Annotated in this window: 16 protein-coding genes; 13 read left to right on the top strand and 3 right to left on the bottom strand. The window is 61.7% G+C overall.

Annotated elements, in window-relative coordinates:
• Window positions 1–52: 52 nt before the first annotated feature.
• Entirely contained in the window at window positions 53–2,803 is a 2,751-nt protein-coding gene (gene acnA, locus RAK1035_RS18000; RefSeq protein WP_037298535.1) for an aconitate hydratase AcnA, read from the bottom strand.
• Between the two features lie 245 nt (window positions 2,804–3,048).
• Here acnA and RAK1035_RS17995 point away from each other — a divergent pair, with 245 nt between their 5' ends.
• Complete coding sequence (locus tag RAK1035_RS17995; protein WP_037298533.1) at window positions 3,049–3,753, top strand: DUF1223 domain-containing protein; 705 nt, start codon at window positions 3,049–3,051, stop codon at window positions 3,751–3,753.
• A gap of 82 nt (window positions 3,754–3,835) precedes the next feature.
• Here RAK1035_RS17995 and moaA read toward each other — a convergent pair whose 3' ends face one another.
• Window positions 3,836–4,843, bottom strand: a complete 1,008-nt coding sequence (gene moaA, locus RAK1035_RS17990) for a GTP 3',8-cyclase MoaA (RefSeq protein ID WP_037298531.1) — start codon at window positions 4,841–4,843, stop codon at window positions 3,836–3,838.
• An 85-nt stretch (window positions 4,844–4,928) separates the two neighbouring features.
• Between moaA and RAK1035_RS17985 the strand changes: the two genes are divergently transcribed.
• From RAK1035_RS17985 to RAK1035_RS17975, 3 genes are all read left to right on the top strand, one after another.
• Window positions 4,929–5,369 carry a hypothetical protein gene (locus RAK1035_RS17985; RefSeq protein WP_008282527.1) on the top strand — a complete coding sequence of 147 codons (441 nt, stop codon included), beginning with the start codon at window positions 4,929–4,931 and terminating at the stop codon, window positions 5,367–5,369.
• Window positions 5,370–5,444: 75 nt separating this feature from the next.
• Window positions 5,445–6,110, top strand: coding sequence for an HAD-IA family hydrolase (locus RAK1035_RS17980; protein ID WP_008282526.1), 666 nt, complete (start codon window positions 5,445–5,447; stop codon window positions 6,108–6,110).
• A 90-nt stretch (window positions 6,111–6,200) separates the two neighbouring features.
• Window positions 6,201–7,400, top strand: coding sequence for a DegT/DnrJ/EryC1/StrS family aminotransferase (locus RAK1035_RS17975; RefSeq protein ID WP_008282525.1), 1,200 nt, complete (start codon window positions 6,201–6,203; stop codon window positions 7,398–7,400).
• A 239-nt stretch (window positions 7,401–7,639) separates the two neighbouring features.
• Here the strand turns inward: RAK1035_RS17975 and RAK1035_RS17970 are convergent, their stop codons facing one another.
• Window positions 7,640–9,028, bottom strand: coding sequence for a M20/M25/M40 family metallo-hydrolase (locus tag RAK1035_RS17970; RefSeq protein WP_008282524.1), 1,389 nt, complete (start codon window positions 9,026–9,028; stop codon window positions 7,640–7,642).
• Between the two features lie 231 nt (window positions 9,029–9,259).
• On the opposite strand from RAK1035_RS17970, the gene hemA reads away from it, so the two are divergent.
• From hemA to RAK1035_RS17925, 9 genes are all read left to right on the top strand, one after another.
• A complete protein-coding gene (gene hemA, locus RAK1035_RS17965; RefSeq protein ID WP_037298529.1) occupies window positions 9,260–10,489 on the top strand; it encodes a 5-aminolevulinate synthase in 1,230 nt (409 codons plus the stop codon).
• A gap of 114 nt (window positions 10,490–10,603) precedes the next feature.
• On the top strand, window positions 10,604–11,842 hold the full coding sequence (locus tag RAK1035_RS17960; protein WP_008282521.1) for a helix-turn-helix domain-containing protein: 1,239 nt from the start codon (window positions 10,604–10,606) through the stop codon (window positions 11,840–11,842).
• A 78-nt stretch (window positions 11,843–11,920) separates the two neighbouring features.
• The gene (gene ispG / locus RAK1035_RS17955) at window positions 11,921–13,048 is read left to right on the top strand and encodes a flavodoxin-dependent (E)-4-hydroxy-3-methylbut-2-enyl-diphosphate synthase (protein WP_008282520.1); all 1,128 of its coding nucleotides are present in this window, start codon (window positions 11,921–11,923) and stop codon (window positions 13,046–13,048) included.
• Window positions 13,049–13,112: 64 nt separating this feature from the next.
• Window positions 13,113–14,258, top strand: a complete 1,146-nt coding sequence (locus RAK1035_RS17950; protein ID WP_232279243.1) for a DNA cytosine methyltransferase — start codon at window positions 13,113–13,115, stop codon at window positions 14,256–14,258.
• Entirely contained in the window at window positions 14,255–14,794 is a 540-nt protein-coding gene (locus RAK1035_RS17945; RefSeq protein WP_008282518.1) for a GIY-YIG nuclease family protein, read from the top strand. Before RAK1035_RS17950 ends, RAK1035_RS17945 begins: the two co-directional genes overlap by 4 nt.
• 199 nt (window positions 14,795–14,993) lie before the next feature.
• Window positions 14,994–16,268 carry a phosphopyruvate hydratase gene (gene eno, locus RAK1035_RS17940; RefSeq protein WP_081506514.1) on the top strand — a complete coding sequence of 425 codons (1,275 nt, stop codon included), beginning with the start codon at window positions 14,994–14,996 and terminating at the stop codon, window positions 16,266–16,268.
• A gap of 125 nt (window positions 16,269–16,393) precedes the next feature.
• Entirely contained in the window at window positions 16,394–17,707 is a 1,314-nt protein-coding gene (locus RAK1035_RS17935; RefSeq protein ID WP_008282515.1) for a sensor histidine kinase, read from the top strand.
• The gene (locus RAK1035_RS17930; RefSeq protein WP_008282514.1) at window positions 17,704–18,696 is read left to right on the top strand and encodes a hydrogenase small subunit; all 993 of its coding nucleotides are present in this window, start codon (window positions 17,704–17,706) and stop codon (window positions 18,694–18,696) included. The genes RAK1035_RS17935 and RAK1035_RS17930 overlap by 4 nt, the downstream gene beginning before the upstream one ends.
• Window positions 18,693–20,123 carry a nickel-dependent hydrogenase large subunit gene (locus RAK1035_RS17925; protein ID WP_008282513.1) on the top strand — a complete coding sequence of 477 codons (1,431 nt, stop codon included), beginning with the start codon at window positions 18,693–18,695 and terminating at the stop codon, window positions 20,121–20,123. The genes RAK1035_RS17930 and RAK1035_RS17925 overlap by 4 nt, the downstream gene beginning before the upstream one ends.
• The last annotated feature ends 3 nt before the right edge of the window (window positions 20,124–20,126 follow it).

Here is a 20,126-nt window from a genome sequence, read left to right as displayed (position 1 = left end):
AAAAAGGCGGCCCGGATGAGGGGCCGCCCTGTTGATGACGCCGCGGGGTTTGTCAGGCCGCGGATTTGGCGAGGTTGCGCAGCACGTAATGCAGCACGCCGCCGTGTTCGATATATTCGATCTCGATCGCGGTATCGATCCGGCATTTGAGCGTGATCACCTTGGTCGTGCCATCGGCATAGGTGATGGTGCAGGGCACCTCGGCCAGTGGTTTGATCGTATCAAGACCCGAGATGGCCACGGTTTCTGCGCCGGTGAGGCCCAGCGTCTTGCGCGTGTCGTCGCCTGTGAACTCGAACGGGATCACGCCCATTCCGACGAGGTTGGAGCGGTGGATACGCTCGAAACTCTCGGCGATCACCGCCTTGACGCCCAGAAGCGCCGTGCCCTTGGCCGCCCAGTCGCGCGAAGAGCCCGCGCCATATTGCTCGCCGCCAAAGATCACAAGCGGGGTGCCCGCGTCCTGATAGGCCATGGAGGCGTCAAAGATCGAGGTCTGCGCGCCGTCCGGTCCCTGGGTATAGCCGCCCTCGACCCCATCGAGCATCTCGTTGCGGATGCGGATATTGGCGAAGGTGCCGCGCATCATCACCTCGTGGTTGCCGCGCCGCGAGCCGTAGGAGTTGAACTCGCGCACGGGCACCTGACGCTCTGTCAGGTATTTGCCAGCGGGCGTGGTTTCCTTGAAGGAGCCTGCGGGAGAGATGTGATCGGTTGTGACCATATCCCCCAGGAGCGCCAGAACGCGCGCGCCGGAGATGTTGGAGATGGTGCCCGGTTCCTTGGCCATGCCTTTGAAATAGGGCGGGTTTTGCACATAGGTCGATTGCGCGGGCCAATCATAGGTCTCGCCTTCGGAGGTTTCGACCGATTGCCACATCTCGTCGCCTTTGAAGACATCGGCATATTTCGACAGGAACGCCTCGCGCGTTACTGTGCGCTCGACCAGTTCGGCAATCTCTTTTTGGCTGGGCCAGATGTCCTTGAGATAGACCGGATTGCCATCCTTGTCGGTGCCCAAGGGCTCGGTTGTGAGGTCGATATTCATGTCGCCCGCGATGGCATAGGCCACGACGAGCGGCGGGGAGGCGAGGTAATTGGCGCGCACATCGGGGGAAATGCGCCCCTCGAAGTTGCGGTTGCCCGAAAGGACGGAGGTGGCCATCAGATCGCCCTCGGCGATGGCCTCGGAGATTTCCTTTTGCAGGGGGCCCGAGTTGCCGATGCAGGTGGTGCAGCCATAGCCCACGAGGTTGAAGCCCACGGCATCGAGATCCTCTTGCAGCCCTGCGGCCTCGAGATAGGCGGAGACCACCTGCGAGCCGGGGGCGAGCGAGGTTTTGACCCATGGCTTGCGGTTGAGGCCAAGCGCGCGCGCCTTGCGGGCGACAAGGCCCGCGCCGATCATCACGTAAGGGTTGGAGGTGTTGGTGCAGGAGGTGATCGAGGCGATCACGACCGAGCCATCCCGGATGCTATAGTCTTCGCCCTTGACCTTGACCGATTTGCGCGGGTCGGCGGCGACAGCGGTGGCCGGGCCTTCGGCGGCCATGTCGGCGGCGGCGGGGCTGGCATCCTTGCCGCGGTATTGCGACACGACGTCAAGGAAGGAGGTGGCGGATTTGTCGAGGGTGACGTAATCCTGCGGGCGTTTCGGGCCCGAGATGGCGGGCACGATGGTGCCCATGTCGAGATGCAGCGTGTCGGTATAGACCGGTGCGTAATCGGAGCCGCGCCAGAAGCCGTTTTGCTTGGCATAGGCCTCGACCAATTGCACGCGGGCCTCATCGCGGCCGGTGTTGCGCAGGTAGCGAAGCGTCTCGTCGTCAATCGGGAAGAAGCCGCAGGTGGCACCGTATTCGGGGGCCATATTGGCGATGGTGGCGCGATCCGCCAGCGGCAGGTGATCGAGACCGGCACCGTAGAATTCGACGAATTTGCCGACCACGCCTTTTTTGCGGAGGAGTTCCACGACTTTGAGCACGAGATCGGTGCCGGTCGTGCCCTCGACCATGCGGCCTGTGAGTTCAAAACCCACGACTTCGGGGATGAGCATGGAAATCGGTTGACCCAGCATCGCGGCCTCGGCCTCGATCCCGCCCACGCCCCAGCCCAGCACGGCCATGCCGTTGACCATGGTGGTGTGGCTGTCGGTGCCCACCAGCGTATCGGGATAGGCCACAGTCTCGCCGTTCTGGTCGGTGTCGGTCCAGACGGTTTGGGCGAGATATTCGAGGTTGACCTGGTGGCAGATGCCAGTGCCCGGCGGCACGACACGGAAATTGTTGAACGCGCCCTGGCCCCATTTCAGGAACTGGTAGCGTTCCATGTTGCGCTCATATTCGCGGTCCACGTTCATCTGGAAGGCGCGGGGATTGCCGAATTCGTCGATCATCACCGAGTGGTCGATGACGAGATCGACGGGATTGAGCGGGTTGATCTGTTGGGCGTCGCCGCCCAAGGCCACGATCCCGTCGCGCATGGCGGCAAGATCCACCACCGCCGGAACGCCGGTGAAATCCTGCATCAACACGCGCGCCGGGCGGTAGGCCAGTTCGCGGTTGGCGGTGCCGCCATTGGCCGCCCATTCTGAAAAGGCGCGAATATCGTCAAGCGAGACGGTTTTGCCATCCTCGAAGCGCAGCATGTTTTCCAGCACCACCTTGAGGGCAGCGGGAAGGCGCGAGAAATCGCCAAGACCGGCCTCTTCGGCGGCGGCGATCGAGTAATAGGCGACCGACTGGTCGCCGATGGTGAGGGTCTTGCGGGTCTTGGCGCTGTCTTGTCCGACGCTGATGGGCATGGGCCGTCCTTTCATGGTCGAGGCTGGATCACTTGCTTTTGCTTCTGACCGATTTGAAACGTCCGATCAAGAGGGGCGCGAGAATATTTGTATACTATTGCACACAATTGATCAATATTTCAGGAAATCACTTTGGACTCTCGAAACCTTGATTGGTTATTGCGATCCACGAGGCCTAGGTTCCATTGGGCGCGGATGTGGTATGATCCGCGGGCAAACAAGCACACCGAGTGGGAAGACACGATATGCGACACGTGGCGGCGAGCGTATTGGGGGGGATTTTATCCCTGTGGGCGGTGCAGGCAAGTGCCGGTGACCATCCTGTTGTGGTAGAGCTTTTCACGTCGCAGGGCTGTTCCTCTTGCCCGCCCGCGGATGCCTATTTTCTTGACCTTGTAACGCGCGATGATGTGATCGCTCTGTCGCTGCATGTCGATTACTGGGATTACATCGGCTGGGAGGACAGTTTTGGCAGTCCTCATAACAGCAACCGGCAGCGTGGGTATGCGCAGGCGAGCGGCCGCACGATGGTGTATACGCCGCAAATGATCATCAACGGGGCGGATCACGTGGTGGGCACGCGGTTCGGGGATGTTGAGGCGCTGATCGCGCAGCACCGCGCGCGGGCGCAAAGCGGCATCGCCGTCGAGGTGGTGCGAGACGCAGGCAAGGTGCGGATCAAGGCGCGGGCCGAGCCTGCGCGCAGGACGCCATTGATGGTGCAACTGGTGCGTTATGTTCCCGAGCAAACGGTGAAGATTGCCCGTGGCGAGAATGCTGGCAAGACCATCACCTATGCCAATATCGTCACGGACATAACGCAGGTTGCGGTCTGGGACAGTCGCAAGCCGCTTGATCTGGATGTGGCTTTGGCGCGCGAGGATAAGGCGATTGTGCTGTTGCAATATGTCGATTTCGGCACGATCGAGGCCGTGGCCTATTTGCACTGAGGGCGCTGTTTTTCAAGCAGGCCAGTGATTTCGCGTATTTTTGGAAGGATGACAGCCGCGGGCGGGCGTGACGCGCGCAGGCTTAGCCGCCTGTATGGCTCATGTGGCGCGAGACGCGGCCATCGACGGTCTGGCGCGAGTAGTCGAAATCGTGGCCTTTGGGTTTGCGCGTGATGGCGGCGCGAATGGCGTCTTCGAGCATAGCGTCATGGCCGGGGTTGTTGCGCAGGGGGGCGCGCAGGTCGGCCATATCCTCTTGGCCGAGGCACATGTAGAGCTCGCCGGTGCAGGTGAGGCGCACGCGGTTGCAGCTTTCGCAGAAGTTATGGGTGAGTGGCGTGATGAAGCCGATTTTCTGGCCTGTTTCCTCGAGTCGCACGTAGCGGGCGGGGCCGCCGCTGCGCTCGGTCAATTCGGTGAGGGTGAAGCGGTCGCGCAGGCGGGCGCGCAGATCGGAGAGTTTCCAATACTGGCCCAAGCGGTCCTCGTTGCCGATATCGCCCATTGGCATGACCTCGATAAAGGTGAGGTCCATGTCGCGCGATGCGCACCATTCGGTAAGGGTAAACAACTCGTCTTCGTTGAACCCTTTGAGGGCCACAGTGTTGATCTTGACGCGCAGCCCGGCGTTTTGGGCGGCGTCGATACCTTTGATCACCTGCGCCAAGCGGCCCCAGCGGGTGATATCGGCGAATTTCTGATCATCGAGCGTATCGAGCGAGATGTTCACCCGGCGCACGCCGGCCGCATAGAGATCGGCGGCGAAGCGTTCCATCTGGCTGCCGTTGGTGGTGAGGGTCAGTTCCTTGAGGGTGCCGTCCTCTAAATGTCGGGTCATGGCGTCGAAAAACGTCATGATGCCTTTGCGCACCAGCGGTTCGCCGCCGGTGATGCGCAGTTTTTCGACGCCCATACGGATGAAGGTCGAACAGAGGCGGTCGAGTTCCTCGAGCGTGAGCAATTCGCGCTTGGGCAGGAAGGTCATGTTTTCAGACATGCAATAGACGCAGCGGAAATCGCAGCGGTCTGTCACGGAGACACGCAAGTAAGAGATGGCGCGCTGGAACGGGTCTATCAGAGGTGCTGTCATGGCGTAAATCTAGGCGGGGGGGCGCGGCGGGGCAAGGGACAAGTTGGCCGTTGAAGGGGCAAGTTTCGGGGGGTAGGGTGGACAAATGAGATATTTGATCATGATCTTGGGTGTTTTGGGCGTGGCGGGCTGTGCGCAGGTGGAGCGGGTGTTCGCGCCGCGCGCAGAGCCCGCGCCCGAGGTGGTGGCACCGATGACGCCGGACGATTTGGACGCGACAACGCCCGCCGAGCGCAAGGCGGCGCGCGTCGAGGCTGCCACGGCACGGGCCGGGGCGCTGGGACCCACTGTGGCGTCGCTTGGATCACCGGCTGAGCCGGGGCTTTGGCTGAAGACGCCGCTTGTGGATGCGCCCGCGCGGGGGCGGGTGGATTATGCCGTGACCGGGCAATCGGTGGCGGTCGACCTTATTCCGCTCGACGCGGTGCCGGGGTCGGGCAGCCGATTGTCGCTGGCGGGGTTTCGGGCCGTTGGAGCACCCCTGACGGCGTTGCCGGAACTGCAGGTTTACCGGCTGGCAGACTAGGGCTGCGCGTCTTTTCCTTTGTGTTTCGGGCAGGGGCGCTCTATCCGCTGGCGAGAGGCGGCAAGAGGGCAGGGCATGCGCACGGTGGTTTTCGATCTGGATGGGACGCTGGCGGATACCAGCGGCGATTTGCTGGCGGCGGCAAATACCTGTTTTCGCGATATGGGCGCGGGTGATCTGTTGCGGGCGGACACCGATTCGGGCGTTGCGCTGCGCGGCGGGCGGGCGATGCTGCGGCTGGGGATGGAGCGGCTGGGCCGGGCCGAGGATGAGGCCACGATTGACCGGTATTACCCGGTGCTGCTGGAGGCCTATGCCGAGGCGATTGATGTGCATACGGTGCTATATCCCGGCGCGATGGAGGCTGTGGCGCAGTTGAGCGAAGACGGCTACCGCGTGGCCATTTGCACGAACAAGCCGGAACGTCTGGCGCGAATTCTGTTGGAGCGGTTGGGCGTGCTTGGGGCGTTTCAGGCGTTGACCGGGGCGGATACGCTGGCGGTGCGCAAGCCCGATCCGGAACATCTGCGCGAGACCGTGCGGCGGGCGGGCGGTGATCCGGTTCGCGCGCTGATGGTGGGCGATACGGTGACGGATCATGACACCGCGCGGGCGGCGGGCGTGCCGTCGGTGCTTGTGGGGTTTGGCCCCGGTGGGGGCACGGTGGCGGCCTTGAAGCCTGAGGCGGTGATCGGGCATTATGGCGAATTGCCGGGCGTGGTGCGGCGTCTTATCGGCTGAGCCGCAGGGCGGTTTCGGGTTTTCTGAAGGAAAGGGGGGCTGGCCTGCAAAACCATTGACGCAAGGCCAGACGCGCCCCAAAACAAGAGCATGACAGAGAGATTCACAGGCAATTTCACGCAACAGGAGCCGATCCCCGAAGAAGGGATCGCGGCGGCGCTCGATGTGCTGCGCTCGGGCCGGTTGCATCGGTATAACCTCGTGGGCGAGGAGGCGGGGGCGGTGGCCTCGCTCGAGCGGGAATTCGCGGAGTATACGGGGGCGCGCTATGCGCTGGCGGTGACGTCAGGCGGCTATGCGATGGCCACGGCGCTGCGGGCCTTGGGTGTGGGGCCGGGCGACAAGGTGCTGACCAATGCCTTTACGCTTGCGCCTGTGCCCGGTTCGATTGCCAGCGTGGGGGCGGTGCCGGTGTTCGTGGGTGTCACCGAGGCGTTGACGATTGATCTGGAGGATCTGGCGGCCAAGGTGGGCGAGGCCAAGGTTCTGATGCTGAGCCATATGCGCGGGCATCTGGCGGATATGGACGCGCTGATGGCGATTTGTGACGCTGCCGGGGTGACGGTGGTCGAGGATTGCGCGCATACGATGGGGGCGGCGTGGCGCGGTATCCCTTCGGGGCGTTGGGGCAAGATCGGATGCTATTCCACCCAGACCTACAAGCATATGAATTCCGGCGAGGGCGGGTTTCTAATCACCGATGACGAGATGGTGATGGCGCGGGCGGTGATGCTGTCGGGGTCCTATATGCTCTATGGGCGGCATGGCACGGTGCCGCCGGCAGAGGTGTTTGAGCAGGTCAAATATGACACGCCCAATGTGTCGGGGCGGATGGATCATCTGCGCGCGGCCATTTTGCGGCCGCAGTTGCGGGCGCTGGATGCGCAATGTGAAAAATGGAACGCGCGGTACCGTGTGGTCGAGGAGGGATTGCGCGGCACGCCGGGGTTGACGGTGGTCGAGCGCTCCGAGGCAGAGCGCTATGTGGGATCTTCCATTCAGTTCCTGTTGCTGGATTGGGACGGGGGCCGGATTGCGGATGTGTTGAAGCGGTGTCTGGCGCGCGGGGTCGAGCTTAAGTGGTTTGGTGGGGCGGAGCCGGTGGGCTTTACCAGCCGCTATGACAGTTGGCGCTATGCGCCGTCATCGCCGATGCCTGCGAGCGACCGGATCTTGCGCGGGATTGTCGATATGCGGCTGCCGCTGACCTTTAGCCTAGAGGATTGCGCGCAGATTGCGCGGATCATCCGGGCAGAGGTGGGCGCGGTGTATCAGGCGCAGGGCGTTTAGGGGGCGGCCTAGAGCGGACAGTCAGGGTGCCCCCGCGCGGAACAAGGCGCGGCACGCGCCGCCGCGCGATCGCTGGGCCGTCCCGCGGCCTAGCGATTTTGATGTGTAGCGCCTCACTGAGACGTCACTCGGACTTTGCTGACATAAAGTGGCATCCAGTTCTGTTGCTTCGCTAGTCCCCGGCCCAGAGATCGCGCGTCTCCTCAACGCAGACTATTGTCCCTTTCTGGCCACGCGTGTCACTTGGCCAGCGCGTCCAGAACCCGTGCCCAGCTTCGGATGCCTTTGTGGAAGCTCTGGACGTTGTATTTTTCGTTGGGGGAGTGAATGGCGTCATCTTCCTGGGCAAAGCCGATGAGCATGGCGTCAAGGCCGAGCACCTCTTTGAAAAAGCCCGCGATGGGGATGGAGCCGCCCATGCCGGTAAAGACCGCCTCGCGCGCCCATTCGTCTGAAAGGGCCTGACGGGCGGCTTCGAACTCGGGGCGGCTGATGTTCATCACGGCCGCGGGCGAGCCGTCGAGATCCTGATTCCAGGTGATCTTGGCATCGGGCGAGAGGCGATCTTCGACATGTTTGCGGACCTTTTGGCGCAGGCTGTCGGGGTCCATATCGCCGACAAGGCGGCAGGTCAGTTTGCAATGCGCCTCGGACGGGATCACGGTTTTTGTACCGGCACCCTGATAGCCCCCCCAAAGCCCGTTGATTTCCAGCGTGGGCCGCGCCCATTGCTGGACAAGGGCGGAATAGCCCGCCTCGCCATGGGCACGGGTCATGCCAACGGAGGAGAGGTAGTCGTGTTCGTCAAAGCCGCAGCTTTCCCATTGGCGCAGCAGGTCGGCGGGCACCTCATGGACGCCCTCGTAGAAGCCTTCGACGGCGACGCGACCCGTGTCATCGTGGAAAGACGCGATAAGGCGCGAGATTTCGCGCAAGGGGTTGAGGGCAGGACCGCCGTAGTGACCGGAATGCAGGTCGATTCGCGGGCCGGTGATGGTGAATTCATCCTTGAGCATGCCGCGCAGTTGCGAGGCGATGGAGGGCACGCCGGGGGCGACCATGGAGGTGTCGCAGATCAGGGCCAAGTCGGCGGAAAGCTCTGCGGCATTCTCGCGCATGAAGGGGATGAGCGAGGGCGAGCCTGATTCCTCTTCACCCTCGAAAAAGAAGGTGATGCGGCAGGGGAGCGCGCCGGTCACGTCCTTATAGGCGCGGCAGGCCTCGACAAAGGTCATCAATTGGCCCTTGTCGTCGGAGGCGCCGCGTGCGCGGATCACTTTGCCGTGCGGCGTGTCCTGAAGTTCGGGGGCGAAGGGATCGGTGTGCCAGAGCGCCAGAGGATCAACCGGCTGTACGTCGTAATGCCCGTAAAAAAGCAGGTGCGGCCCAGAGCCATCCGCAGGCCCGTCATTATGGCCCACAACCATGGGGCGGCCCGGTGTGGCACGTTTTTCTGCTTTTACCCCAAGGCTTTGCAGGTCTGACACAAGCCAATCTGCGGCGGCTTCGCAATCGCCCGCATAGGCCGGATCGGTCGAGATGGAGGGGATTCGCAAGAGCCCGGTCAGCCGGTCGAGAGCGGCGGGCAATTGGTCGTCGATGCGGGAGAGAACGGCGGAAAGCGACATGGCGGGCCTTTGGGTTTGAGTATGATTGAGAATGAGGGTATCAGGCCGCGTGGCACTGTCCAGTCACTTGACCCAAGTCAAAGTGGGGGGCAGCGTCAATTTGTAACCTGTTGCGTGAGGGGAATGTATTTTATATCCATTCCAAATATTGAATAGGTGGCCCGGTTCGCCGCCCAAGACCCGAAGGACGGCTGGCCCCGTTTGCCGGTGACGATCAGGAAGGAAACGCCAGTGGATTACGAAGCCAAGCTGGATCAGGCGATCGACCGTTTGCATCAGGAAGGTCGCTATCGCACCTTTATCGACATCGAGCGGACGAAGGGCAATTTTCCCCATGCGGTGTGGCGCAAGCCCGATGGGGCCGAGCAGCCGATCACTGTGTGGTGTGGCAACGATTATCTGGGCATGGGGCAGCATCCGGTTGTCCTTGCGGCGATGCATGAGGCGATTGACGCCACGGGCGCAGGATCGGGCGGCACGCGCAATATTTCCGGCACGACGGTCTATCACAAGCGGCTTGAGGCGGAATTGGCCGATCTGCATGGCAAGGAAGCGGCGCTGCTTTTTACCTCTGCCTATATCGCCAATGATGCGACGCTGAGCACGCTGCCCAAGCTCTTTCCGGGGCTGATCATTTATTCCGATGCGCTGAATCATGCCAGCATGATCGAAGGCGTGCGCCGCAATGGCGGGGCCAAGCGGATTTTTCGGCATAATGACGTCGCACATCTGCGCGAGCTGATGGCGGCGGATGATCCCGCCGCACCCAAGCTGATTGCCTTTGAGAGCGTTTATTCGATGGACGGCGATTTTGGCCCGATTGAAGCGATTTGCGATCTTGCGGATGAGTTTGGCGCGCTGACCTATATCGACGAGGTGCATGCGGTGGGCATGTATGGCGCGCGCGGAGCGGGGATTTGCGAGCGGGACCGGCTGATGCATCGGCTGGATATCATCAACGGCACCTTGGCCAAGGCCTATGGGGTGATGGGCGGCTATATCGCGGCAAGCGCCAAGATGTGCGACGCGGTTCGGTCCTATGCGCCGGGCTTCATTTTCTCGACCTCGCTGGCACCGGCATTGGCGGCGGGGGCCAGTGCCTCGGTTGCGTTTCTGAAGACGGCGCAGGGCGCGGCGCTGCGGGAGCAGCATCAGACTCAGGCGAAAATCCTCAAGACGCGGCTCAAGGCGATGGGCCTGCCGATGATTGATCATGGCAGCCATATCGTGCCGGTGATCGTGGGCGATCCGGTGCATACCAAGAAATTGAGCGACATGCTGCTTGAAGGCTATGGCATTTATGTGCAGCCGATCAATTTCCCGACCGTGCCGCGCGGCACCGAACGGCTGAGGTTCACGCCCTCGCCGGTGCATGGCCCCAAAGAGATGGATGCGCTGGTGCGCGCCATGGATGAGCTCTGGAGCCATTGTGCGCTGAATCGCGCCGAATTGGCGGGCTAACCTCTCTGCACGTGCATTATACCTTGCCTTGTGTTACGGTCTGAGAAAGAAAAGTTCAGAGCTCGAATCGGGACATTTGGGCAGCTGGGCAAGACACTCGAGAGGCAGGGGCGCATGATCGGGCGGCGATTTTCGCGGAAGGCCGAAGTAGAAGAGGTTGAAGCCCGAGGCTTTGACGCTTTTGAATTGCGCCTTGGCGATTTGATGCGCGGTGAGCGCGCGACGCTTGGAAAATCCCTGCTGGATGTGGAACGTGAGCTGCGGATCAAGGCCAATTACGTGGCCGCGATTGAAAATTGCGATCCGTCCGCCTTTGATACCCCCGGTTTCATTCCCGGCTATGTCCGGTCCTATGCGCGCTATCTGGGTATGGACCCAGATCAGGCGTTCAAGGTGTTTTGTGACGAATCCGGGTTTTCGATTGCCCATGGGATGTCGGCAGAGGCGTCTTCGATCCGCAAGGCTGGCCCTGTCAAGCAGCGCAAGGCGGCGCTGCAAGATCCGTTGGTGTCGCCCAATACGCCATTCCTGCCTGCCTCTGAGAGTTTCCTGTCGCGGATCGAGCCGGGGGCGATTGGATCAGCGCTGGTGCTGGTCGTGCTGATCGGGGCGATTGGGTATGGCGGGTGGAGCGTATTGCGGCAGGTGCAGCAGGTGCAGCTTGCGCCGGTAGAGAATACGCCGGTGGTCTTGGCCGATCTTGACCCGTTGAGCGGGGCTGCGGTGATTGCCGATGATCTGCCTCAGGGCGAGGAGGCCGCGTCGGGCGTGTTTCAGCCGCCGCGCGATGAACGGTTGAGCCGGCTGTACCGGCCCAAGGCGCTGGATGTGCCGGTTATGGTGGCGCGGGATGCGCCGATTTCCACGCTTGATCCGCGTGAAGTGGGCACGCTGAGCCCGGTCGCCCCAGAGGCGGATCGCGACAGTGGCATTGCGCTGGCCCTGCGCGAGGCACAAGACTTTGACGCGCCCGGCCCGAACCGGCCGCAGGTGGTGGCCGGAAATTTGGCAGAGGTACAAGTGGTTGCGGTGCGCCCGGCCTGGGTGCGGGTGCGTGCCGCTGATGGCAGCGTGATCTTTGAGGGTATTCTGAACGCGGGTGATACCTACCCGGTGCCTGCGACGGAAGAGCCGCCGACGCTGCGCGTGGGCGAATCGGGGGCGATTTATTTCGCCGTGAACGGGCAGCACTATGGGCCTGCGGGCACGCGAGGGGCTGTCACTTCGGGGTTGGCGCTGACGGCTGAGGGGCTGACCGGGCGCTATGCCTTGGCCGATATCACGGCAGATCAGGATTTGATGCGGTATGTGGCCGAGGCGCAGATCGCGCCTGAGGCTGTTCCGCAGCAATAAGCGACACGCGATTGCCCCTGACCCCGGCACGGTTTATCGTGTGGGAAAGTCACCTTTAGACGAACGGGGCCCGACGCGATGTCGCTCAATCATATCCGCCCGTGGCGCAATATCTACCGCCGCAAATCCCGTCAGATCATGGTGGGCAATGTCCCTGTTGGGGGCGATGCGCCGATCACCGTGCAGACGATGACCAACACGCTGACCACCGATGTGGCGGGCACGGTGGCACAGGTGCAGGCGGCCGCCGACGCGGGGGCGGATATTGTCCGGGTCTCGGTGCCGGATGAGGCATCGGCGAAGGCGCTGAAAGATATCGTGCGCGAAAGCCCGGTGCCGATTGTGGCGGATATCCATTTCCACTATCGGCGCGGCATTGAGGCAGCCGAGGCGGGGGCCGCGTGCCTGCGGATCAATCCCGGCAATATCGGCGATGCGCGCCGCGTGCGCGAGGTGATCGCGGCAGCACGGGATCATGGCTGTTCGATGCGGATTGGCGTGAATGCCGGGTCGCTGGAAAAGCACCTTTTGGACAAATATGGCGAGCCGTGCCCCGATGCGATGGTCGAGTCCGGGTTGGAGCATATCCGTATTCTGCAAGATAATGATTTCCACGAGTTCAAGATCAGTGTGAAAGCGTCGGATGTGTTCATGGCCGCCGCCGCCTATCAGCAACTGGCCGAGGCCACGGACGCGCCCATTCATCTTGGCATCACCGAGGCGGGCGGCCTCATGTCGGGCACGATCAAGAGCGCGATTGGTCTGGGCAACCTGTTGTGGATGGGGATCGGCGATACGATCCGGGTTTCCCTGTCGGCTGATCCGGTGGAAGAGGTCAAAGTTGGCTATGAAATCCTGAAATCGCTGGGGCTGCGGCATCGGGGGGTGAATATCATCTCTTGCCCGTCCTGCGCGCGGCAGGGGTTTGACGTGATCAAGACGGTCGAGGCGCTGGAAAAGCGGCTGGAGCATATCAAGACGCCGATGAGCCTGAGCATCATCGGTTGCGTGGTCAATGGCCCCGGTGAGGCGCTGATGACCGATGTCGGCTTTACCGGCGGCGGGGCGGGCAATGGCATGGTCTATCTGGCGGGCAAGCAGAGCCACCGGATGGACAATGCCCAGATGATCGACCACATCGTCGAACAGGTCGAGCGGCGGGCCGCCGAGATCGACGCAGAGACAGCGGCGCAGGCGGCGGAGTAGTTTAAGGCTTGTTTAATCTCGACAAGGCATAATCCGTCTCTTAAGCATAGATATGGTGTGCGTAATGGATCATACTCCGAGATATGCCGAGTTTTTTTGTGGCGGTGGTATGGTGCGTGCCGCACTTCAAGAAAATTGGCATTGTGTTCTCGCTAATGACATAGACGAGATGAAGTGCCGCGTTTATCGCGAAAATTGGTCGGGGACGGGACTGTTCGAAGGCGATGTTGCGTCGCTCGATCCAGAGTTTCTGAAACAAGACATTGACCTATATTGGGCGTCTAGCCCTTGCCAGGATTTCAGTCTTGCAGGCAAAGGGCTTGGTCTCGAAGGTGCGCGAAGTGGGGTCTTCAAACCTTGGTTCGAAAAAGTTCGTGCTGCCGTGAAGGCTGGGTTTGCGCCGCGTGTAATTGCGTTCGAAAATGTGACAGGGTTGATGTCGCGGCGCGCGGGCAAAGATCTGGATCATGTTCTACGATCGTTTATATCCTTGGGTTACAAGGTTGGGGCGCTGGAAATTGATGCGTCCCATTTTGTGCCGCAGAGCCGCCCCCGTTTGTTCATCATAGCGGTCCGGCGGGACATAGACGCAACGACTCTTTGTCAGCCACAAGCGAGAGGATTATTCTGTTCTCCTCGGTTGGTGCGTTTTCACGGCGCGTGCAGCCGTGTAATCCAAAAGAACTGGATGTGGTTTCGCGTGCCTTCCCCGACAACTTCACCGCAGTCCCTAGAAAATGTTCTTGACACCGATCCCGATACGCCGTGGTTTTCCGATGAACACGTCGCGTCATTACTGTCGATGATGTCTTCTCCGAGTCTCGGGCGAATTGAAGCGGCGAAGGCAACGAACCGAACTGTTGTGGGAACTCTTTATAAGCGCGGGCGCCCTGATGCAGCAGGGCAGGTGCGGCAACGGGCGGAAGTTCGGTTTGATGGCATCGCGGGATGCTTACGCACCCCGGCGGGTGGATCGTCGCGACAAACAATCCTGATAGTTCACGGGGATAAAATCGAAGCGCGCCTGTTATCGCGACTGGAGGTTTCGAGACTTATGGGATTGCCGGCTACTTACCGAATGCCTGCTCGTTATAACGATGCCTACAGGCTTGCGGGGGACGGCGTCGTTGTCCCAATTGTGAGATATCTCGACGAGCATATCTTTCAGCCAATCTTACTCAAAAGGTTGGTAGAAAGGGAAGTGGCGTGAACGAGGTCCAAGCTTTTCGGGGTGAAGCACTCAGAGCATTGACGGATGAGATAGGCGTTTACGCTCTTTGCGATTTGGATGGAATTCCGATCTACGTCGGGCAATCCGTCGATGGAATCCGTTCACGTGTGCGCCGCCATTTGACCTCAGCACGGTCAGACGTCATCGCAAATCGACAGGTCGATGTTTGGGAAAATGCTTATGTATGGGCGTGGCCGGTCGGGAACGTGGCTGAAATTACGGCGTTGGAAGCTTATCTTTTCAATCTGTTTGACGCCGAAGTAAGGCTTATGAACGGCAAAGTTATGCCTGTTCAGGAAGGTCTTGTACTCGTTCCCGAGAAGCAGGTCGTTCAGGTTATTGCTGAGGGCGAGCGGATCAATCGCCAAGACCCAGCTCTTCGGTTGCCACGACAGATCACGCAATACAACTTGCTCGTTGATTACATTCTCAACGTAAAGGATGCAGAGCACTTAAAACGTTCTCTAGATGCCCATTTTGAGCGCTTGGTCCGGTATCACCGAACCTTTCTTTAACATTTTCTAGATATAAGCTCTTGCGTCGAGTTGAAATGTTGCACGATCTAGTATGATCGCACGGGTTGGCGTCAGGCAAGGTTGTGCATACTGTAGCGCGGCGGAGTAGGGGCGGGGTTTGCGGCTCTGCTGCGTTTGCAAAGCGTGGAAAACTTGCTAAGGCAGGCGCGAGCCAATTCCAGCAAAGGATTCCCCGCCCATGAGCAGTATCATCGACATTCACGCCCGCGAAATTCTGGACAGCCGGGGCAATCCGACGGTTGAGGTCGATGTGACGCTGGAGGATGGCACCATGGGCCGCGCGGCGGTGCCCTCGGGGGCGTCGACAGGCGCGCATGAGGCGGTCGAGCGGCGCGATGGTGACAAGGCCCGCTATATGGGCAAGGGCGTGCTGGAGGCCGTGGCCGCCGTCAACGGTGAGATCGCCGAGGCGTTGGCGGGTATGGATGCGACCGAGCAGGTTTCGCTCGATATGGCGATGATCGAGTTGGATGGCACGCCCAACAAGGCGCGTCTGGGGGCCAATGCGATTCTGGGCGTGAGCCTTGCCTGTGCCAAGGCGGCGGCGGATTTTTCCGGCCAACCCCTCTATCGCTATGTGGGGGGCACCTCGGCGCGGGTGCTGCCGGTGCCGATGATGAATATCATCAACGGCGGCGAGCATGCCGACAATCCGATCGACATTCAGGAATTCATGATCCTGCCGGTAGCGGCGGAGAATATCCGCGATGCCGTGCGCATGGGGTCGGAGGTGTTTCACACGCTGAAGAAAGAGCTGTCGGCGGCGGGTCTGGCGACGGGTGTGGGCGATGAGGGCGGCTTTGCGCCCAACCTATCCTCGACGCGCGATGCGCTGGATTTCATTCTCAAGTCGATTGAGAAGGCGGGTTACCGCCCCGGTGAGGAGATTTACCTTGGTCTCGATTGCGCCGCGACGGAATACTACAAAGGTGGCAAATATGAAATTTCTGGCGAAGGTTTGAGCCTGAGTAGCGCTGAAAATGTTGCATATCTGCAAGCGCTGGTCGCGGATTACCCGATCATTTCCATCGAAGACGGCATGGCCGAGGACGATTGGGAGGGCTGGCGCGCGCTGACCGAGGCGCTGGGCGACAAGGTGCAGCTGGTGGGCGACGATCTTTTTGTCACCAATCCCGCACGTCTGGCCATGGGGATCGAGCGCGGATGCGGCAATTCGATGCTGGTCAAGGTGAACCAGATCGGCACGCTGACCGAGACGTTGCAAGCGGTCGATATGGCGCATCGCGCGCGTATGACCAATGTGATGTCGCATCGGTCGGGCGAAACCGAGGATGCCACCATCGCCGATCTGGCTGTGGCCACAAATTGCGGGCAGATCAAGACTGGCAGTCTGGCGCGGTCGGACCGGCTGGCGAAATACAACCAGTTGATCCGGATTGAGGAAATGCTGGGCGAGACGGCGATCTATGCGGGGCGCTCAATCCTGAAATAAGCGCGCGTGGGGGGGGCGGATTGTAAAATTCCGTTCCCCTCTGCGTGGCGCTTTTGTTTTTCCCGGATTGGTTTTAGGCTTGGTCAAGGCGCGCTGAGGCGTCTTGGCCCGGAGGCTGGTCTGGCATGGGAATCGATGATCTGCGCAAGGATTTGGGCGACCAGACCTGGGTTGATGTCTTGCGCGCCATGGACCGGACCTATGCGGAGCTGGTGGATTATCAGGAGCAGTTGGAGAGCCGCAATGCGGAACTGACCAATCTGCGGCATTTCCTGTCCTCGATCATGGTGTCGATCAGTGATTATCTGGTGGTGGCTGACAAGCATGGCGCGATTGCCGATGCCAGCGCGTCATTTTGCAACCTTGTGGGGATCGAGGTGGCCGATCTGGTGGGGCGGCCCTTGCGCGACTTTGTGGCCGAGGCCGACACCGGGGGATTGAGTGCTGCGGTGGCCGAAACGGTCGCCCTGCGCCGCACCCATACCCAGAGCGCGGATCTGATCACGCCCGATGGTTTGGAGCCGGTGGAATTCAGCATCGCACCGCAGCTTGACCGCCGCCGCAAAAGCACCGGCGTTGTGCTGACGGGGCGGCCACTGGGGGCGCTCAAGCGGGCCTATGCAGAGCTTGAGCGCAGCCATGAGGCGCTGAAACAGACCCAAGGTCAGTTGGTGCGCAATGAAAAGATGGCCTCTCTGGGGCGGTTGCTGGCCGGGGTGGCGCATGAGCTGAACAACCCGATCAGTTTCGTCTATGCCAATACGCATACGCTGGAGAAATACCTGTCGCAGTTCGAGACCTATTTCGAGCGGGTTCAGGCGGGGGCGAGCCGCGAGGAATTGGTGGCGCTGCGCGAGGCGTTGAAGCTGGATCGCAATCTCAAGAACCTTGCGCATGTGGTGCAGGGCGCGCGCGACGGGGCCGAACGGGTCCGCGATATTGTCGAGGATTTGCGCCGGTTGTCGGCGGATGGGGCGGGAGAGATGACCGATTTCGATCTGCTCGAGACAGCGCGCATCGCCGTCAACTGGATCGAGCGCGGCAGCAAATCCGATCTGCGGATCAGCTATGAGGGGCAGGCGCCCTGCATGGTGCGGGGGCGACCGGGGCATATCCAGCAGGTGTTGATGAACCTCGTGCAAAACGCGGTGGATGCGATGGAAGGGATGGAGGCACCCGCGTTGCGGCTTGACCTGCGTGACGAGGGGGGGCGCGCGGTGCTTGAGATATCCGACACGGGGCCGGGGATTGCGGCGGCGGATGCGCAGGCGATTTTCGATCCGTTCTATACCACCAAGGAGGTGGGCAAGGGCACGGGGCTTGGCCTGTCAATCTCGCATAAGATTGTCGAGGAACATGGCGGCACGTTGGAACTGGTCGAGCGGGCCGGGCCGGGGGCCTGTTTTCGCCTGAGCCTGCCACGAGGAGGGGCGGCATGAATATTCTTTGGCTGCAATCGGGGGGCTGTGGGGGCTGCACTATGTCGCTTCTCTGTGCAGAGGACCCCAATGTGCTGGCCTTGCTGGCGGGGGCGGGATTGGAATTTCTGTGGCATCCGACACTGAGCGAGGCCACCGGCGCGCCGGTGCGGCGCATGTTGGAGGATATTCGCGAGGAGCGTCAAACGCTCGATATTCTCTGTGTTGAGGGATCTATTCTGCGGGGGCCCAATGGCACCGGGCGGTTTCATATGCTGGCGGGCACCGGGCGGTCGATGCTGGACTGGCTGCGGGATCTGGCACCGCGCGCGGGGCATGTGGTGGCGGTGGGCACCTGTGCCACCTATGGCGGCGTCACCTCGGCGGGTGAGAATCCCGCCGATGCGGTGGGCGTGCAATATGACGGGGCGCATGTGGGCGGCGCGCTGGCGGCGGAGTTTCGGTCACGCTCGGGCCTGCCGGTGATCAATGTGGCGGGCTGCCCCACCCATCCGGATTGGGTGACAGAGACGCTTTTGATGCTGGCAGCGGGCGAGATGCGGGCAGAGATGCTTGATGGTTATGGGCGGCCGCGTTTCTATGCGGATCATCTGGTGCATCATGCCTGTCCCAAGAATGAGTTTTATGAATACAAGGCCAGTGCGACGCATCTGTCGGAAATGGGCTGTATGATGGAGCATCTGGGCTGTGTCGGCACGCAGGCGGTGGGGGATTGCAATATTCGCGGCTGGAATGGAGAGGGCAGTTGCACGCGGGCGGGCTATCCGTGCATCAACTGCACCGCGCCGGAATTCGAGGAGCCGGGCCACGGCTTTGCCGAGACGCCGAAATTCGCAGGGATTCCGGTGGGCCTGCCGTCTGACATGCCAAAAGCCTGGTTCATGGCACTGGCGAGCCTGTCGAAGGCTGCGACCCCGCCGCGCATCGCGCGCAATGCGGTGGCCGACCGGATCACCGTGCCCCCCAGCCTCAAGAAACCCAAGCCATGAGCGACACGCAGCTTTTGGTTGGCCCGTTCAACCGGGTCGAGGGGGATCTGGAAATCCGGCTGGATGTGGCGGAGGGCCGGGTGCGGTCTGCGCAGGTGAATTCGCCGATGTTTCGCGGGTTCGAGCGGATGCTGTTGGGCAAGGGGGCAATGGATGCGCTGACCATCACGCCGCGCATTTGCGGGATCTGTTCCATCAGCCAATCGGCGGCGGCGGCACGGGCCTTGGCGCAGGCGGCGGGCGTGGTGCCGGCCCCTGAGGGCGAGAAGGTGGCGGCGCTTTTGCATATGGTCGAGAATCAGGCCGATCACATGACGCATTTCAACCTGTTCTTCATGCCCGATTTCGCGCGCAGCGTTTATGCGGGGCGGCGTTGGCATGCCCGCACCGTGGCGCGGTTCACGGCGATGCAAGGCTCGGCGCTGCATGGGGCGCTGGAGGCGCGGGCGCGGCTTTTGCATATCGTGGGCCTTTTGGGGGGCAAGTGGCCGCATACGCTGGCCATTCAGCCCGGAGGGGTCACGCGCGCGCCCTCCCTGCGCGACAAGCTGCGGATGCAGGCCAGTTTGCGGGCCTTTCGCGCCTATCTGGAAGCCGAGATGTTCGGCGCGCCGCTGGAGGCGTTCATCGCCTTGGAGAGTGTCGCTGCGCTGGAGGCGTGGGACACTGGGGATGTGGGGCTTTTCTTGGAGATTGCCGCCGACCTAGATCTGGCGGGGATGGGGCAGGGATCTGGGCGCTATCTGTCTTATGGCGCCTATCCGAGTGGTGAAGGGCCGGTCTTTGCGCGCGGTATTTGGGCTGGGGGTGCGCTTGGGGTTCTGCAGACCGCGCAGATCACCGAGGATCTGAGCCATGCCTGGATGCTGGGCGAGGCGGTGCATCCGGAGGCGGGGCAGACCGTGCCCGACGAGGCGATGCGCGATCCCGGCTATAGCTGGTGCAAGGCCCCGCGACTGGGGGGCTTGGGCTATGAGACCGGCGCGCTGGCGCGGCAAGTGGTGGATGGGCATCCTTTGGCGCGGGCCATGGTGAGCGAGGGCGGGGTGCGGGCGCGGATCGTGGGGCGGCTGTTGGAGATTGCGCGCACGCAGGTGGGGATGGAGGAGAGGCTGGCCGGGATTGATCCCGCAGCAAGGTTCATGGCCGACTGGGCCCCGCCGCGTGACGGGGTGGGGGAAGGTTTGGTTGAGGCGGCGCGCGGCGCGCTGGGCCATTGGTGCCGGATTGAAAAGGGGCGCATTGCATCCTGGCAGATCATCGCGCCGACCACGTGGAATTTCAGCCCGCGCGATGCGGGTGGCGTGCCGGGGCCGCTTGAGGCGGCGCTGGTCGGCGCAGAGGTGCAGCCGGGCGAGGAGACGCCGATTGCCGTGCAGCATATTGTGCGCAGTTTTGATCCCTGCATGGTTTGCACGGTGCATTGAGCG

Source organism: Roseovarius sp. AK1035 (assembly GCF_003288315.1).
GTDB lineage: Bacteria > Pseudomonadota > Alphaproteobacteria > Rhodobacterales > Rhodobacteraceae > Roseovarius > Roseovarius mucosus_A.
Note: the sequence above shows the minus strand (reverse complement) of the source record. Positions and strands in the feature narration are given on the sequence as shown.

Coding starts and splice junctions, on each gene's coding strand:
- RAK1035_RS17970 (WP_008282524.1), bottom strand. CDS start 9,028: ATGTCGCTTTCCGCCGTTCTCTCCCGCATCGACGACCAATTGCCCGCC.
- RAK1035_RS17950 (WP_232279243.1), top strand. CDS start 13,113: ATGGATCATACTCCGAGATATGCCGAGTTTTTTTGTGGCGGTGGTATG.
- RAK1035_RS17985 (WP_008282527.1), top strand. CDS start 4,929: ATGAGATATTTGATCATGATCTTGGGTGTTTTGGGCGTGGCGGGCTGT.
- RAK1035_RS17935 (WP_008282515.1), top strand. CDS start 16,394: ATGGGAATCGATGATCTGCGCAAGGATTTGGGCGACCAGACCTGGGTT.
- RAK1035_RS17930 (WP_008282514.1), top strand. CDS start 17,704: ATGAATATTCTTTGGCTGCAATCGGGGGGCTGTGGGGGCTGCACTATG.
- RAK1035_RS17925 (WP_008282513.1), top strand. CDS start 18,693: ATGAGCGACACGCAGCTTTTGGTTGGCCCGTTCAACCGGGTCGAGGGG.
- RAK1035_RS17975 (WP_008282525.1), top strand. CDS start 6,201: ATGACAGAGAGATTCACAGGCAATTTCACGCAACAGGAGCCGATCCCC.
- RAK1035_RS17980 (WP_008282526.1), top strand. CDS start 5,445: ATGCGCACGGTGGTTTTCGATCTGGATGGGACGCTGGCGGATACCAGC.
- RAK1035_RS17995 (WP_037298533.1), top strand. CDS start 3,049: ATGCGACACGTGGCGGCGAGCGTATTGGGGGGGATTTTATCCCTGTGG.
- moaA (WP_037298531.1), bottom strand. CDS start 4,843: ATGACAGCACCTCTGATAGACCCGTTCCAGCGCGCCATCTCTTACTTG.
- eno (WP_081506514.1), top strand. CDS start 14,994: ATGAGCAGTATCATCGACATTCACGCCCGCGAAATTCTGGACAGCCGG.
- RAK1035_RS17960 (WP_008282521.1), top strand. CDS start 10,604: ATGATCGGGCGGCGATTTTCGCGGAAGGCCGAAGTAGAAGAGGTTGAA.
- acnA (WP_037298535.1), bottom strand. CDS start 2,803: ATGCCCATCAGCGTCGGACAAGACAGCGCCAAGACCCGCAAGACCCTC.
- ispG (WP_008282520.1), top strand. CDS start 11,921: ATGTCGCTCAATCATATCCGCCCGTGGCGCAATATCTACCGCCGCAAA.